Source organism: Micromonospora sp. NPDC092111, assembly GCF_044755745.1.
GTDB lineage: Bacteria > Actinomycetota > Actinomycetes > Mycobacteriales > Micromonosporaceae > Micromonospora.
Genome location: NZ_JBIVRQ010000034.1, coordinates 1 through 14949, shown reverse-complemented (window position 1 = coordinate 14949; position 14949 = coordinate 1). Strand labels below are relative to the sequence as shown.

16 protein-coding genes and 1 pseudogene are annotated in these 14949 nt (G+C 66.4%); 10 read left to right on the top strand and 7 right to left on the bottom strand.

The window, feature by feature from the left end; all coding sequences use genetic code 11:
- The first annotated feature begins 577 nt into the window (after positions 1-577).
- Entirely contained in the window at positions 578-1219 is a 642-nt protein-coding gene (locus ACIQG9_RS29545; protein WP_400408498.1) for a hypothetical protein, read from the top strand.
- A gap of 622 nt (positions 1220-1841) precedes the next feature.
- Here the strand turns inward: ACIQG9_RS29545 and ACIQG9_RS29540 are convergent.
- Positions 1842-2969, bottom strand: coding sequence for a Fic family protein (locus tag ACIQG9_RS29540; protein ID WP_400408497.1), 1128 nt, complete (start codon positions 2967-2969; stop codon positions 1842-1844).
- 271 nt (positions 2970-3240) lie between these two features.
- Between ACIQG9_RS29540 and ACIQG9_RS29535 the strand changes: the two genes are divergently transcribed.
- Positions 3241-3570, top strand: a complete 330-nt coding sequence (locus ACIQG9_RS29535) for a hypothetical protein (RefSeq protein ID WP_400408495.1) — start codon at positions 3241-3243, stop codon at positions 3568-3570.
- Positions 3560-4633 carry a tyrosine-type recombinase/integrase gene (locus ACIQG9_RS29530; protein WP_400408493.1) on the top strand — a complete coding sequence of 358 codons (1074 nt, stop codon included), beginning with the start codon at positions 3560-3562 and terminating at the stop codon, positions 4631-4633. The genes ACIQG9_RS29535 and ACIQG9_RS29530 overlap by 11 nt, the downstream gene beginning before the upstream one ends.
- Positions 4634-4899: 266 nt before the next feature.
- Here the strand turns inward: ACIQG9_RS29530 and drmC are convergent, their stop codons facing one another.
- Positions 4900-5604: a DISARM system phospholipase D-like protein DrmC gene (gene drmC / locus ACIQG9_RS29525; protein ID WP_400408492.1), complete on the bottom strand. Its 705-nt coding sequence runs from the start codon at positions 5602-5604 to the stop codon at positions 4900-4902.
- Positions 5594-6082, bottom strand: a complete 489-nt coding sequence (locus ACIQG9_RS29520) for a Zn-binding domain-containing protein (protein WP_400408491.1) — start codon at positions 6080-6082, stop codon at positions 5594-5596. The genes drmC and ACIQG9_RS29520 overlap by 11 nt, the downstream gene beginning before the upstream one ends.
- A gap of 172 nt (positions 6083-6254) precedes the next feature.
- Between ACIQG9_RS29520 and istA the strand changes: the two are divergent.
- The 4 genes and pseudogenes from istA to ACIQG9_RS29500 all read left to right on the top strand — a co-directional run.
- Positions 6255-7775 (top strand): annotated as a pseudogene (gene istA, locus ACIQG9_RS29515) (IS21 family transposase); the annotation flags it as partial.
- Positions 7776-7903: 128 nt separating this feature from the next.
- A complete protein-coding gene (locus ACIQG9_RS29510) occupies positions 7904-8104 on the top strand; it encodes a hypothetical protein (RefSeq protein WP_400408490.1) in 201 nt (66 codons plus the stop codon).
- Positions 8101-8877 (top strand): IS21-like element helper ATPase IstB, encoded by a 777-nt coding sequence (gene istB / locus ACIQG9_RS29505; RefSeq protein WP_400408488.1) that lies wholly within the window; start codon positions 8101-8103, stop codon positions 8875-8877. Before ACIQG9_RS29510 ends, istB begins: the two co-directional genes overlap by 4 nt.
- A gap of 132 nt (positions 8878-9009) precedes the next feature.
- Positions 9010-9360: a hypothetical protein gene (locus ACIQG9_RS29500; protein ID WP_400408486.1), complete on the top strand. Its 351-nt coding sequence runs from the start codon at positions 9010-9012 to the stop codon at positions 9358-9360.
- 357 nt (positions 9361-9717) lie between these two features.
- Here ACIQG9_RS29500 and ACIQG9_RS29495 read toward each other — a convergent pair whose 3' ends face one another.
- The 3 genes from ACIQG9_RS29495 to ACIQG9_RS29485 form a co-directional block, all read right to left on the bottom strand.
- Positions 9718-10278: a transposase gene (locus ACIQG9_RS29495; RefSeq protein WP_400408484.1), complete on the bottom strand. Its 561-nt coding sequence runs from the start codon at positions 10276-10278 to the stop codon at positions 9718-9720.
- Entirely contained in the window at positions 10278-10769 is a 492-nt protein-coding gene (locus tag ACIQG9_RS29490; RefSeq protein WP_400408482.1) for a winged helix-turn-helix domain-containing protein, read from the bottom strand. Before ACIQG9_RS29490 ends, ACIQG9_RS29495 begins: the two co-directional genes overlap by 1 nt.
- 89 nt (positions 10770-10858) lie before the next feature.
- On the bottom strand, positions 10859-11386 hold the full coding sequence (locus tag ACIQG9_RS29485; protein ID WP_400408480.1) for a hypothetical protein: 528 nt from the start codon (positions 11384-11386) through the stop codon (positions 10859-10861).
- A gap of 135 nt (positions 11387-11521) precedes the next feature.
- Between ACIQG9_RS29485 and ACIQG9_RS29480 the strand changes: the two genes are divergently transcribed.
- Together ACIQG9_RS29480 and ACIQG9_RS29475 are read left to right on the top strand one after the other, a co-directional pair.
- Positions 11522-11824 (top strand): transposase, encoded by a 303-nt coding sequence (locus tag ACIQG9_RS29480; RefSeq protein WP_400408478.1) that lies wholly within the window; start codon positions 11522-11524, stop codon positions 11822-11824.
- A complete protein-coding gene (locus ACIQG9_RS29475; protein WP_400408477.1) occupies positions 11821-12717 on the top strand; it encodes an IS3 family transposase in 897 nt (298 codons plus the stop codon). Before ACIQG9_RS29480 ends, ACIQG9_RS29475 begins: the two co-directional genes overlap by 4 nt.
- 130 nt (positions 12718-12847) lie before the next feature.
- On the opposite strand, the gene ACIQG9_RS29470 is transcribed toward ACIQG9_RS29475, so the two are convergent.
- Positions 12848-13891 (bottom strand): SDR family oxidoreductase, encoded by a 1044-nt coding sequence (locus ACIQG9_RS29470; RefSeq protein ID WP_400408475.1) that lies wholly within the window; start codon positions 13889-13891, stop codon positions 12848-12850.
- A 134-nt stretch (positions 13892-14025) separates the two neighbouring features.
- Here ACIQG9_RS29470 and ACIQG9_RS29465 point away from each other — a divergent pair, with 134 nt between their 5' ends.
- Positions 14026-14856 carry a helix-turn-helix transcriptional regulator gene (locus ACIQG9_RS29465; RefSeq protein ID WP_400408474.1) on the top strand — a complete coding sequence of 277 codons (831 nt, stop codon included), beginning with the start codon at positions 14026-14028 and terminating at the stop codon, positions 14854-14856.
- Positions 14857-14949 lie beyond the last annotated feature (93 nt).

Sequence of the window (14949 nt, the reverse complement as noted above, 5' to 3'; positions counted from 1 at the left end):
CGGATAGCGCCACCGATCGATGCCATAGGCGTTGAAGGGCGCGACTGTCTCCCCAGGTTGCCGTCACCGTCGCCGTCAACGCCGATAGATTTCGACGCGGCGAGTTGGCGCCACGCACGAAAGGCCAGGTGAAACGCCATGAATACGTAGGTCACACTACGGTGACGGGGTGAAAATCCCACACGTACTATGTCGTCGCTGGCGACGTACCTGTTCTGGTTCATAACACCGGTGTTGGTGCCTGCCCGGTAAGTGGACTACCGCACGGGGCGATGGGGGAAACTGCTACTCAACGGAGGATGCTTGCGGATGGGTTTACCAACATAGAGAGTCAGGTAAGGTTCCGGAACAGCAATGGCGATGTCTTCATTGCCGACTTTGTCGGCAAAGATGGGAGGGGGAATTGGGTTGCGGTAGAGGCCAAGACTGAACGAGGTGCGACGATCAGCCCTGCCCAGCAGGTCGGCTACCCTGAGTTAGAATCAGGCGGAGTAATTCTTGACACGAGCAAGCTCGCAGTCCATGGAGTACCGAAGGGGTCTAGGGTAACGATGGGCGTTCAATACGATGTCTGGACGTGTCCAATATGCGGGTCTTAGTGCATGACCTGAAATTGCGGATAGGTGAGAAGCTTGGTTCGCTGGGATGGCGGCCTGCTCTAGATGATGAGGAAGAAGATTACGCGTCGTTCGTGAAGCGGCGGGAGGGTGGTCTAATCTCGCAGATAGCAGTCGGCTTTGCGTTCTATGACCCTGGTGTATCCCTTAATCCTTCGGTGGGTGTTGGTCATGAAGCTGTTTCTCGCTTGGCGGCGAGCTTCTACGGCCTTCCTGCAGGCGCCTGCGCCGTAGGTGCTGCGTTGGTGGAATTGTTTGAGGCGGAAGGTCGGGAGGGTAGTTTTCTTCCGCGTTGGATGGTTGTTTCGGATGATGACATTGCTGCCACGGTCGATCTGCTGATTCTAGATCTCGAAAGGGTGGGCTTTCCGTTCATGGACGGCTTCTTGTTGCTATCGGATATAGTGCGACATCTGGAGAACGTCGGTAAATCGAGCTTCGATTTGGGCAACCTGGCAATTTCTTGTGCTGAGATGGGCAATGTCGCTGACGGTGAGGCGATTGTCGAGAAAATGGCCGTGAGTGCAAGGAATGAACCGCCTTTTGTGGCCGAGCAAACCATGCGATTTGTTGCGAATTTTAGGGAGCACTATCGGCGTTGATTTCTTGGAAGGGGTGAACTGGTATTTCGTGGTGGTGAAAGTGGCCGCCATACTTGAGGTCTGACCGTTGCGGCGGTTGGGCGTTGATGATCTTAAGCTGAACCGGAAGTCGCAGTAGAGCCAATACTTGAGTTGATCGACCTGCGCAGATGTTGTTGTCAGGCACCCGGCCCTCGTTAGGCAGAGATCTGCCAGCCGGGGCCGGTCATAGGCGGTATTTGCGTGGACTGCAAGCCTGGCGAAGAGGGCGTTGACCGCACCTGTATCGAACGATCGCTACCTGCCGTCGGCTTTCGGCGAGATTAGGGCCCGACGTCTTGCGCTGAGAGGCTTAGTCGCCATCCTGCGCTGGTAGTCTCTGCACATGAGCACCGATTTGGTGCAGGGTTGCTGTGCGTGGGGGTTCAATCCTCCCTCGGACACCAAATTTCGTGGAAAATCGCGACAAATAGGACAAAATGGCTGTCCTATTTGGGCTTGCTTAGAACCAAATGTTGTAAATCTTGGAAGCGATTGCCTGGCTATGATTGGCCGCATCTGTCCAATTCGGTGACAAGAAATGGTGTCTCTTCGGCGCGTTTACGTCGCAGATTCATGGTGGTGGGCATGCCGGGTCTGCGCCTCAGCGTCGGTACGGGTCGATGATCTCCTTGGGGCGCAGCGCGGGGGCTGCGAGGTCGCGCAGTATCGGCGAGGTGAGGTAGAACCTGCCTCGGGTTTCGCCGTGCTGTTCGAGCATGCCTGCCCGGACGAGGGCGCGAAGGTCACGGGTTGCTTGGTCGTCGGTGAGGCTCTCATCGCGCTGATAGACAGTGCGGCGCACTCGACCGCCGGTGGCGGCCAGGTAGAGGGCGCTGACCACCCGCTCGTGTAGCCCTGCGCGTCGGACCCAGGTGTCGAGCAGTTCCCAGAGCTGCGCGGCCTGATCGAGGCGTTGTCGGACCAGTTGGGCTTGTTGGTGATGGGCGCTCAGGCAGAACCGGATCCACCTGCTGGTGTCGTTGTCAGGCTGCCAGGTTGGACCGCCCACCTCGCCGAGCGCATCGTAGTAGGCGTAGGTGTTCCGGCCGACGCCGAGCCACTCCTCAATGGAGGAGAACTCCGGGGCCAGGACACCGTCTCGGGCGAGCACGAGGGTGTGTAGACAGCGCGACATCCGACCATTCCCGTCCCGCCAGGGATGGATCTTGACCAGGTTCAGGTGAGCCATGGAGGCCCGCACGAGCAGTGGGGTCTCCGGTTCGCCGTCGGCCAGCCAGTCGATCAGCTCGGAGATCAGCGACGGAACGTCGTCGGCGTCAGGCCCCGTGTAGACGCGCCGGCCGGTGTGCGCCTCGTCGATATGGATGTCACCCGGACGGAAGCGACCCGGCCACTTGCCGAGCTCATGCCGGAGCATCATGAAGTGCAGCGCGTTGAGCAACATGTGCTGCCAGGTGAACTCGCGTGAGCGGGCGAGTTGTTGCACGTAGGTCAGGGCGTCCCGGTAGCCGGTGATGACTTCCCAGGTCTGCGGGTTGGTCTCTACCGGTTCGTCGCCGGCGACGGCGGCGGCGGCGTCGTCCAGGGACACCTGGTAGCCCTCGATCGAATTCGAGCCCTGGATGGCGTGTGCGATCAGGGTGCGTCGCAGTTGCCCTGTCCAACGGTGCGGCTCGGCGATCTGATACCGCAGGTTGTCCCGCATCGTGTCCAGTTCGCCGAGTACGCGCTTGTCGTCATCGGCGAGCGCAGGGGTCCGATACAGCATGCGCTAATCATACAATGCCTTCCGCTTAATGCCAGATTTATTTCAGCATTACGCCGGTGAAGGGCTTCAGGTCGCCCCTGACGTGTCGCGCCTCATCGCTGAATGAGGTTGTTCGGTCATGACACGACCTATCCGACCGAAGGAACACCTCGTCGGTCCACTCGTACCCGCAGTCCTGCCCGCGCGTTCGGGTCCAAGCCCGATGCCGATGCCGGATCTACCTGTCCGAGTCTGCCCACCGGCGATCACCGACGCCAGCCTGGTGCTGGGGATGGCTCTTCTGGCCCGCTGTGGCCGGGTGAGCGCGCAGCACCTCCTGCGCGCGCTGGCATGGCCCCCGCACCACCGCCTCGACATTCAGCCGCGCCACGGCATGCTCGTCATCCGCTCGGCCAGCGACAGCCGCCACCAGGTGGGCAGCCGTGGGGACCTGCCCTTGCCGGCGAATGCCCGGCACATGTGCCGCATCGAGCCCGGTCAGTCCGTGCTGCTCGCCGCCATCGTCACGCACGACCTGCTCGTCGTGCATCCCGTCAGCACCGTCGTACGCCTGCTTGCCGACCTGCACACGCACCTGGCGGGAGTCGGCAATGAACGCTGACCCCGCCGCCGTCGCTGCCGCTCGACAGGTTCTGGCTCACCTGGGCGTCACAGTGAGCGATCTGCAGTGTCACCCCGCGACGCCGGCCGTTTTGCCGACGGTCGCCGAGTACCTGCCCCGGGTTGTCGCCGCTGCCGGGCCTGGAGCACGCCGCACCTACGGCACCTACTGGGACCGGATGGCCGCCGCGTGGCCCGCGCGGCCCTTGGACACCATCACCGCCAGTGATGTCGAGGCCCTGAAACAGGCGATGGTCGCCAGCGCCGTGTCGCGGCGCAACAGCCGCAACGGCCGGCACGCCGGCGAACACGTCATCACCGCCGCCCGCGCCTTCTACCGACGTGCCATCGCCGACGGGCTGATCGACGCCGCCGCCAGCCCCGCGCACCGAGTCGCGAAACCCCGACGTTTACCCGGCACCCGCCGCGCGTTGACCGCACACGAGTTGGAGGAGATCAATGCGATGGCGCGCACCAGCGGTAACGACGTCATCCTCGACGCGCTGCTCCTGCGCCTGCACACCGAGACCGCGTGCCGCCGCGGCGGCGCCCTGGCCCTACGGCTGGTCGACCTCGATACGACCAACGGACTCGTCCGCCTCACCGAGAAAGGATCCACTGTCCGCTGGCAGCCCATCACCCTCGATCTCGCCGTGCACCTGCGAGAGCACGCCGACGCTCGCGGCGCCGTCCTGCCGACCGATCCGCTCCTGCGCGCGCGCAACGGCCAACCGATCACCAGCCGCCGCTATGACCACCTGTGGGAACGCTTGGGTGAGCGTCTGCCCTGGGTGGCCGTGCACGGCATCTCGACCCATTGGCTGCGTCATACCACGCTGACCTGGGTGGAACGGCACTTCGGCTACGGCATTGCCCGCGCCTACGCCGGGCACACCGACAGGCCTGGTTCCTCCACCATTACCTACATCAAGGCCGATCTGCACGACGTCGCCAACGCGCTGTCCGCCATGACCGGTCAACCACACCCCATGGCAGAACACAGGGACGACTTCCAATCGATCGCTAGGCCTTTACCCCCTGATCTTCCCCGTCCACCGAGCTGAGCCGCCTGCTCGACGGCGGTGCGGGGCGCACAACCCGCACCGCCATGAGCGGAAGATCAGGTCGACGGCCGATGGCGAGCCCTCCGGCTCAACGCCGACCAGCCGCTTGATCGCTGATGTCCAAGTCCCGCACCGGTCCGCGACCGATCGGCGGGCCATGAACAGATCGAGGACCTCGCGACGGCACTTGGGTCGAAATTCCTCCGGCATGCCGCGGCATTCGCAGCATCGGGTGATCTTGGTAACCCGCGCGCGCATTTGTCAGGTCACTTGCTCGTAGTGCACCCCGTGCTTGCTTCGATGAGGGCTTCGATCGACGTGGCCAGATTGGTGTCGTACACCAGTAGCCCCGGTTCGATGTTGGTGTTCTCGGCGCTGTAGGAGAAGTTCGCGCTCGTCAGCAGCGTGATCACGCGGTCGATGACGATGAACTTGGCGTGGCTGACCAGCGGATGGTGACCTCCGGGTGGGGCCAGCGTCCGGAGTACGGTCGCCTTCGGCAGATGGGCCGCGACGGCTGCCGGGGAGCCGGCGTGGGCGTCGAGGTACACCGTGACGCTCAGGCCGGGGCGCACTGCAGCGTTCTTGAGAGCAATCCACATGCCCGAGTGCGGCGTGAAGTTGAAGCTGGAGCAGACGATCGACATACGTGCGTCGTCGATGATGCGCTGAGCTTCGCTGGTGAGACGGCCGGTCGTGGCTTCGACGCCGGGCATGGTCCAGACGGGGGAGATGGCGGTCCGGACGGATCGTGCGCCGGCGATGGCCCGGAGCACGGCGACCGAGTCGCCCCGGTGCTCCGGACCGAGTACGGCTGCGAAGAGTAGGCGCTTCGCCTCGCTGCGGCGGGCGGCGTGTACTTCTTTCAGTACCTGGCTAGTGGTGCCGCCGGCTTGTAGGACGGTGGCGAGTCGTTGTGCCTCATAAGCGGTCAGGAAGGCGCCGAGCGCCGTGTAGGGGTCAGTAGACATCGATGGTGCCGACTAAACCGGGGACCCGCTCGTCGTCGATGGTAGGCAGGGTCAGCAGGAATCTGCGGTCGAGGAATCGGTTGGCGCGTTCGCAGGAGGTTTCCGAGGCGAAGCTGCAGCAGTGGCAGGCCGCGCCGTGCAGAAAGTCCTCGCCGTGCCGTGGTGTGCGTTGCCCGCAGACGGGGTCGGAGGAGCAGCGGGCAGCTCTGCGCAGCGCGTCGAGCAGGAGCCCGTGCAGCCGTTCCGGCTGGCTGAGCGCGACCAGTCCACCGAGGGTGCCCTCGCTGTCGGAGGCAGTAGTGCAGATGAGCAGTCCAGCGGCGGCGGTCCGGTCGGGGGTGGCAGGCCAGGCGTAGAGGCGTTCGCTGAGGCTGGCAGCGCCGTAACCGCAGGACATGGCCATCTCGCGGATGAGGATGTGCGCCAGGCTGTGGATCAGCCAGTAGCGCTGGGCGGGGAAGCGGGTGTCGGCGCTCACGGAATTCCCCACCTGTAGCGGTCTGACGCTCACGTAATTCCCCACCCGGTCGCTCACGTAATTCCCAACTTGTGCGGACATGAGCGCCGGGTGGGTGGTCCTCGCGGTCAGGAAGAGTCCTCCCTCGTCTGGGTGACGGGTGAGGGAGCCGATGGCGAGGAGAACGTTCGACGTGGTCGATGTGACCGAGATCTTCATCCACTGGTATTCGGGCCGTTCGATCAGCGAGGTGTCCGTATCTCTGGGTGTGGACCGCAAGACGATCCGTAAGTACCTGGCTCCGGCGGTGGCGGCGGGGTTGGCGCCGGGTGGGCCGGCGATGGCGCAGCAGGACTGGGCGGCGCTGGTGACGCGGTGGTTCCCGCAGTTGGCGGACACCCGGTTGCGGCAGGTGACGTGGCCGGAGATCGCCCGGCATCACGAGTACATCGTCGAGATGTTCAAGGCTGGGGTGACGCAGGCAACGATCCACCAGCGGCTGCGCGACGAGCATGGCTTGGCCGCCAGCGTCGCGTCGTTGAAGCGGTATGTGGCGGCGAACCTGCCGGAGGAGGTGCGCCGGGACCAGGTCGTGGTGCTGCGAGACGAGGCGGACACCCCGCCGGGTGAGGAAGCCCAGATCGACTACGGGCATCTGGGCCACTGGGTCGACCCGCAGACGGGCAAGCGGCGGCGGGTGTGGGCGTTCGCCATGGTTCTGGCCTGTTCGCGGCACATGTTCGTGCGGCCGGTCCTAGCGATGGATCAGCGGGCCTGGACCGAGGCGCACGTCGAGGCGTTCGCGTTCTTCGGCGGCCTCCCGCGACGCCTCGTCCCAGACAACCTGCGCACTGGAGTGGACAAGCCTGACCTCTACGACCCGAAAATCAACCGCTCGTATGGGGAGCTGGCGGAACATTACGGGGTGCTGGTCGACCCGGCCCGCCGAGGCAAGCCGCGGGACAAGGCCCGCATCGAGCGGCCGATGCCGTATATCCGGGACAGCTTCTGGCGAGGGCGGCAGTTCGCTTCCCTGGCCGAGATGCAGGCCGCCGCACTGGCCTGGTGCATCGAGGTGGCCGGCCGCAGGTCCTGCCGGCCGCTGTCTGGCGCGGCCCCGGCGTCGGTGTTCGCCGCGGTCGAAGCGCAGGCGCTGCAGCCGTTGCCGGCCAAGCCGTTCACGTTGGCGACGTGGTCGACGGCCATGGTGGGGCCGGACATCCACGCCAAGGTCGGCAAGACGATCTACTCGGTGCCGTGGCGATTCATCGGCCAACGCGTCGACGCCCGTGAGACCCCGCTGGTCGTCCAGATCTTCCACCAGGGCCAGCTGATCGCCACGCACGGGCGCAAACCACAGGGCAAGCAGACCGACTTCGGGCACTACCCGCCGGAGAAGATCGCGTTCCGGATGCGAACCCCGACCTGGTGCCGCACCCGCGCCACCGAGATCGGCCCTGCCTGCCGGCAAGTCATCGACGACCTGTTGGAGGTCAACGCCCTGTTCCGGCTCCGCGCCGCCCAGGGCGTGCTCGGCCTGGCCGACAAGCACGGCACCGCCCGGCTGGAAGCCGCCTGCGCCAAAGCCATCACCGTCGGCGACCCCTCCTACCGCACCGTCAAAGGCATCCTGGTCGCCGGCGCGGAGACCGACCCGCCACCACCATCGGCCGGCGACGGCGGCGCCGCAGCCCATCTACGCGGCCCTTCGCAGCTGTTCGCGAACGTCATCCCCCTGCCCACCACGGACGGCACGCCCGAGGCGGACACGGCCATCACGAACGACCACCACGGCGGCCCTGGTGACGACGAGCAGTCGGGCCACGGCATGGCGGTGCTGGCATGACCGACACCGCCCCAGCGGCTGCGGCCTACCCGTTGCCGCAATCCGACGGCCCCGATCCCCGGTTCACCTACGGCCTGCTCTTCGACATCGCCGAAGTGTTGCAGCGCAACGGTTTCCCCCGCCCGGCCGGCACCGACTGGGCGCAGCTGATGACCACCCTGCACCGCTTTCTCTACCAGCCCAAGGAGACCTCGTGACCATCGTCGACACCGCCCTGCACGACAGCCTGCGCGTCCTGAAGCTGTCCGGCATGCTGCACACCCTCGACGCTCGCCTCGTTCAAGCCCAAGCCGGCGAGCTGGGCCACCTGGAGTTCCTGCAGGTCCTCTGCCACGACGAGATCACCCGCCGGGAAACCATGAGCATGCAGCGACGGCTGCGCCGGGCCCGCTTCGAGCAGACCACCACCCTGGAAGAGTTCGACTTCCACGCCAGCCCCAAACTGCCCGCCGCGCAGATCCGTGACCTCGCGGCGCTGCGCTGGCTGCAAGCCGGCGAGTCGGTCATCCTGCATGGACCCGTCGGCGTCGGGAAAACCCACATCGCCCAAGCCCTCGGCCACCTCGCGGTCCGCCGCGGCGCCGACGTCCGGTTCACCAAAACCAGCCGTTCCCTGGCCGACCTCGCCGGTGGCCACGCCGACCGCACATGGCCCCGCCGTCTCGCCGAACTCGCCCGACCAGCACTGCTGATCCTCGACGACTTCGCCATGCGCGAGCTGACCGCCCAGCAAGCCGACGACCTCTACGAACTGATCTCCGAACGCGCCCAAGCCGGCCGGTCGCTGATCGCCACCTCGAACCGGTCACCGGCCGACTGGTACCCACTGTTCCCCAACCCCGTCGTCGCCGAATCCCTACTGGACCGGCTAATCAACACCAGCCACCAGGTCTTCATGAACGGACCCAGCTACCGACCCAACAAGCGCCCCGGCCGAGCCGGCTCGACAACCACCCAGGGCACCAAGTAGAAACATCATCCGAGGGCCACCACCTGGGGAATTACGTGAGCCCAACCCCGGGGAATTCCGTGAGCGACGACAGCGGGTGTCGGGGTCGATCTGGGCGGCGGTAGCGGAGAAGCGCCGGGAGAAGTTGTGCCGGTGGGCTTCGCGGTGCGCTCGCCACAGACCGGTGGGCAGGATCTGTGCTTCCCAGGCGGCGACGGCGGCCTCGTCCAGTTGCAGGAAGATCCTTCGCCGCGGTCCTCGGTGGCCGGCGCCCAGGTGGGGCGGCCGTCCCGGGTGAGCTTGACGAGCCGGCTCGCGAGGTCGTTGACCCGGTCCATCTCGTCGATGCGGGTGAAGCCGATCACCGCGTTAACCTTCTTCATCCGGTTCACGGCGATGACCCGGTGCACCTGCTTCGGCAGGCTGGCGGCGGTGGGCATCTCGGTGACCATCAGCCCGCTGGCGTCCTGCTGCTGCGCGAACAGGCTCGGCTTCTGCAGGTAGTCCCACTCTGGCACGAGCAGCTCGACTGGGTCCCAATCGCGTAGCGTCTCCCGACGCTCCTCCCCGACGGGGGTGGGGCGAGTGCCTCGATCGTCGCCGCAGTCAGCTGTTCGTCGGTGACTCCGGCGATGTCGCACTTGTGCGCGACGAGAAGCGAACGAAGCACCTTTGGCAGGGTGGCGTAGTCGGCCAGTTCCTCGGGAGTCAGGTATGTGGGGTCTGCTGCACCGACAGGTGACAGGTGTAGCAACTCCGGTGGTGCCGGCTCCGCCGGTGGCCGAGACGGACACAGCCGCATGATCACGTCATCGGCGGGCTACAAGATCTTGAATGGTCAGGTTGTGTCGGGTTTGAGGGTCAGTCCGGTGAGCGAGGAAGCCGTCGAGTAGGTCGGTGCGGTACTGGATGCTCTTGAGTCGGTTGCGGATGATCGCGAGGAGGTGGTCGACGCCGGTGACGGCGAGGTTGCCGATGCTGCGTTTGAGGTGGGACCACACTGCCTCGGTCGGATTCAGGTCCGGGGCGTGGGCCGGGTAGTCGGATGACGGTCAGCCACTCTCGGGCGTCGATCATCTGCCGCATGGCGGCGGAGACGTGGGTGTTCAGGTTGTCCCAGACGCACACGATCGGGCCGCCGAGCTGCTGGTGAGCGGCGTCGAGCAGGGCGATGTAGTTGCGTTCGCTGAAGCTGCGGCGTTCGTTCTTGCGGCTGCGATGGGTGATCGTGCGGTAGATCAACCGGGACCGCTGGCCGGGCCGGTAACAGGTCAACCCGGCGATCGAGACACGACCGGAGCCCTTGCCCGACACCGGCACCACGGGGGTGTGCCCGCGTCGTCCCCAGGTGCGTGCCTTCGGTGGGCGCAGCGTCTGACCGGCCTCGTCTTCGAAGACCAGCCATGCCTGCCGCTGCGCCACTACCGTTTTCCCGCCGGCCACGTCTCCTTGCGCCAGGTGGTGATCGCGGCTTCGTCCCGCTCGACCGCACGGTGCTTGGGGACCTGCACCGACCAGCCCAGCCGGTACATGATGTTCGCCGTGCCACGCAGCGTGTACCGGGTGTGGAACTTCCGGGCGATCAGGTCCGACACCCGGGACAGGGTCCACCGCCGTTCACTACTGAAGCCGTGTGCCGCCGGCCCCTCGTCCAAGACGGCGGCCAGCCGCCGCAGCCGGCCCTCATCCAGGCGGCACCGAGACCCACCCGACCCTTTCGAGGCCAGGGCCTGCTCACCACCAACGCGCCACCGCTTCCGCCACCCGTACACCGCGGTCTGCGACACCCGCAACCGCGCCGCGATCTCCGACACCGACACATCCTCGGCGAACCACCCAGCCGCCTGCCGTCGCACCGCCTCACGCTTCGCCCGCCCCCGCGCGGACAACCCACCTCCATCGGGATACCTCATCCCATCGATCTACCCCAACCAACACCCGCCACACCAGACCACATCGGACGAACCTAGCCATTCAAGATCTGTAGCCGGGCCTGGCGTGATCAAAGACCACCTACGGCCTCGGACTCCGGTGGCGATTCGTGCCGTCCGCCGAGGTGACGAATGAAGGCCGCCACCGCGTAGACGGCGGCTGTCAGCGCATCGGCCCAGAGAAGATTGAGTTCACCGTCAAGCGCGGCGGTGTATCCCGCCAACCACGTCGCAAACGCGCAGACAGTGGTGACCGCCGACGCCACCACCAGCCATCGGGGAGCATCATCACGCCACTGCGACCTGGCCGACTTCGGCCGACGGTCCCGGCTCCGTTGCTCCCACCACTCAAGCAACGACGCCCCCGCCGCCACCAGAACCCACAGCAACGCAAACCCGCTCAGGCTAAAACCTCGAGACGGCGCCTCACCACTGATCAGGATCTTCATGGACACCAAGAGGTGTCCACCGCCGACCATGACCACGACCAACCCAAACAGTTGGCCCCACCAGCCAAAGCGCCGCCTCGGCCGCGCGGCCACCGGCATGCCATGACTCTCGCCAGCGCCACCCTCAACAGAGAACACGAAGTGCAGCATAGGTTCACCAGCCTTACGGTGGCCAAACCTGCCGATGTCGATGCCCGGCAAGCCCGTGGGCCTGACCCGGTTTGACGGACATCCGAGATCGGGAGCCTGGTGGGCTCCGGGAGGATGTCCAGCATCATGGAGAGCATGGGTAAGAAGCGGCCCCGGTCTCGTCGGTCGTTCACGGCGCAGTTCAAGGCCGAGATCGTCGAGTTGTGTCAGGGTGGGGACCGCACGATCAGGCAGGTCAGCGACGATTTCGACTTGACCGAGACGGCGGTGCGGGAGTGGGTCAAGCAGGCCGACCTGGACACCGGTGCCCGTTCGGACGGGTTGACCAGCGATGAGAAGGCCGAACTCGCGCAGCTGCGGCGGGAGAACCGTCGGTTGCGGGAGGACGTCGATATCTTGAAGCGGGCGACGGCTTTCTTCGCGAAGGAGACCCGGTGAACGTGTATCCGTTCATCGAGGCGGAGAAGGCCGGCAAGCACAACGTCACGCGTGCGTGCGAGCTGATGAAGGTCTCCCGGTCCGCCTACTACCAGCACGCTGCCGGTCGGCCCTCCCGGCGGGAACGGGCCGATCAGGTCTTGACCGCGAAGATTATCGAGGTGCACGCGATGTCGAAGGGCACCTACGGAGCGCCCCGGGTGCACGCCGAGTTGGCCGACGCCGGACTGCGGCACGGCCGTAAACGCATCGCTCGGCTGATGCGCGGCGCCGGGGTATGCGGCAAGAGCCCACGGCGGTGGCAGACGACCACCATCGCCGACCCGGCGGCAGCCGACCGACCGGATTTGGTCCGCCGGGAGTTCACCACCGACGCCGCCCGCGTCGACACCCGCTGGTGCGGCGACATCACCTACATCAGCACGTGGCAGGGATGGCTGTATCTGGCCACCGTCATCGATCTGGCCTCTCGCCGTGTCGTGGGCTGGGCCGTCGCCGACCACCTGAAAACCGACCTGGTCGATGCCGCGCTGAGCGACGCGATCATGCGACGCCGGCCGGCGTCCGGGTTGATCTTCCATTCCGACCGCGGATGCCAGTACACCAGCGCCCAACACGCCCGCCTCGCCGCCGCGCACGGCATCCGCCTGTCCACCAGCCGCCGCGGGCAGTGCTGGGACAACGCGGTCGCCGAGTCGTTCTTCGCAACGATCAAAACGGAGCTGCTCCACCGGCAGCCGTGGCCCACCCACACCGCCGCCCGCCAGGCCATATTCGCCTACATCGAAGGCTGGTACAACACCCGCCGCCGACACTCCTCACTGGGCTACCTCAGCCCAGCCACCTACGAAACCGCCCGCCACACCACCCAACCGGAAAACCCGGCAGCCTAGATAAGATCACCACAACGACCCCGTCCGTCGAATCGGGTCAAGCCCAGACCCACTCAGGCCGGGCAGCATCATAGTTCCCTCCAATGGGCAACGGAGAACGCGCCCGAGGGGTCCGGGTAGGTCTTGATCTTTATACCCTGCGGACGAGCGACTTCGCGACCATGCTCTCGCCGGCCGCGACGATGGCTTCCTCCGACTCGCGTGGCCGCCAGTCCAGCACGCGGCGGGCCTTGTCGTTCGAGACCTTCTTGACATATTGGAGATCTGCCGCGACCGGCCGGAACTCCGCCGAGAACAGGGCGGCGACCCGCACGACGATGTCCGGGATGGTGCGGGTCGGCACCCGGCTCGCGGCGTCGCCGAGATGCTCCTTGAGGATCGCCCCGATCCGCTTCATCGAGACCGCCGGCCCGCTCGCGAGGAGGAAACGCTGGCCCGCGGCTTCGGGTGCGGTCATGGCCGCCACGTGGGCGGTGGCGACGTCGCGGACGTCGACGATCGGTATCCACATGTTGGGGTAGCCCGGCAGTTGCCCGTCGAGGATGCGCTTGACGATGTGGTTGGCTCCGGAGATCCCGGTGCCCATCACGGGTCCCATGACCGCTACGGGCAGCATCGTGGTGAGTTCGAGCGAACCGCCGTCGGCCGACACCAGGTCCCAGGCGGCGCGCTCGGCGAGGACCTTGCTGCGGCCGTAGGCGTCGACGCCCGGCCCGTCGAGCACCGACCAGTCGTCCTCGGTGAAGGTGTGATCGGTGTGCGGGTGGCCGAACCCGACGGCGTGGAACGCCGAGGTGAGCACGACCCGTTTGACGCCGGCGTCGCGGGCGGCGCGGAGCACGCGCAGGGTGCCGTCGCGGGCTGGGACGATCACGTCGTCGTCGTTCTCGACCTTCCCGATGTGCACAGGCGATGCCACGTGCAACACGTAGTCGCACCCGTGCACGGCTTCGGCCCAGCCCGCGTCGCTCGTGAGATCGGCTGCGACGAAGCTCAGGGCGTCGCCGTGCACCGCTCTGGCGTCGGCGAGCACGGCCCGCACGCCGCTTTCGCGCTCCAGCGACCGGACCGTGGTCCGCACGAGATAGCCCTGCTCCAGGAGAGCGAGAATGCAATGTCCGGCGATGAACCCGGACCCGCCGGTGACAAGGACGTGAGAAGAGTTCGTGGTCATGGGTTCGCTCCGGTTCGGTGGGACGATCACCCGGATAACGATCCAACCGGGTTGCCGGTCGAGCCAGAGCCCCCTTCAACCAGGGGTCCGGCAGGACCCCCGCACGGGCGTCCGGCGCGGCCTACGGTGGGGGAATGACCGATGAGCCGAACCTCCTGGGCGCGTTCCTGCGCGCCCGCCGGGAGCTCGTCGCCCCGGCGGAGGCGGGCGTTCCCGTCGTGGGCGTGCGGCGGGTGCCGGGCCTGCGTCGCGAGGAAGTCGCGATGCTCGCCGGGATCAGCGCCGACTATTACCTGCGGCTCGAACGCGGTCGCGACCGCAAACCGTCGGTGCAGGTGCTGGAGTCACTCGCCCGGGTGCTGCGCCTCGACGACGACTCGCGGGCATACCTGCTCGGTCTGGTCGTCGACAAACCCCGCCGTCGGCCGCGCTGGCGGAAGGAGACCGTGCCGCCCAGCACGGCGAAGTTCGTGGCGCTGCTGCCCCTGCCCGCGTTCATCGAGGGCCGCTATCTCGACGTCCTCGTCGCCAATCCGCTGGCCGCCGCCCTTTCGCCGCGTCTGGTCGTGGGCGGCAACCGACTGCGGGACGTCTTCCTCGACCCCGCGGAGCAGGCGCTCTTCCCCGACTGGGAGCGGGCCGCAGCCGGGCTCGTCGCCGGCTTCCGCGAGGCGGTCGGCACCGACACCCAGGACCCCCGGTTCATCGAACTCGTCGGCGAGGTCTCCCTGGCCAGCCCGGTCTTCCGGCGGCTGTGGGCGCGACACGACGTGCGGCCCCGGGGCGGCGCGGCGGTGACGTTCCACCACCCGCAGGTGGGTGAGATAACCCTCAACAGAGAGAAACTTCTCATCTCCGGTACGGATGGCGTGATGCTCGTCGTCTTCCACCCGGATCCGGGCACCGCCGACGCCGACAAGCTGGCGCTCCTCGGCGCCGCCGCCGAGGCCGGTGTCAAGCGCTAACTAGTGTCCTGAGTCGTTAATTCGTCGGCAGATAGTAGACTGTCGCGGTGGCTGGTCGTCCGCGTGGTGTGGTGGAACTGACTGATGACGAGC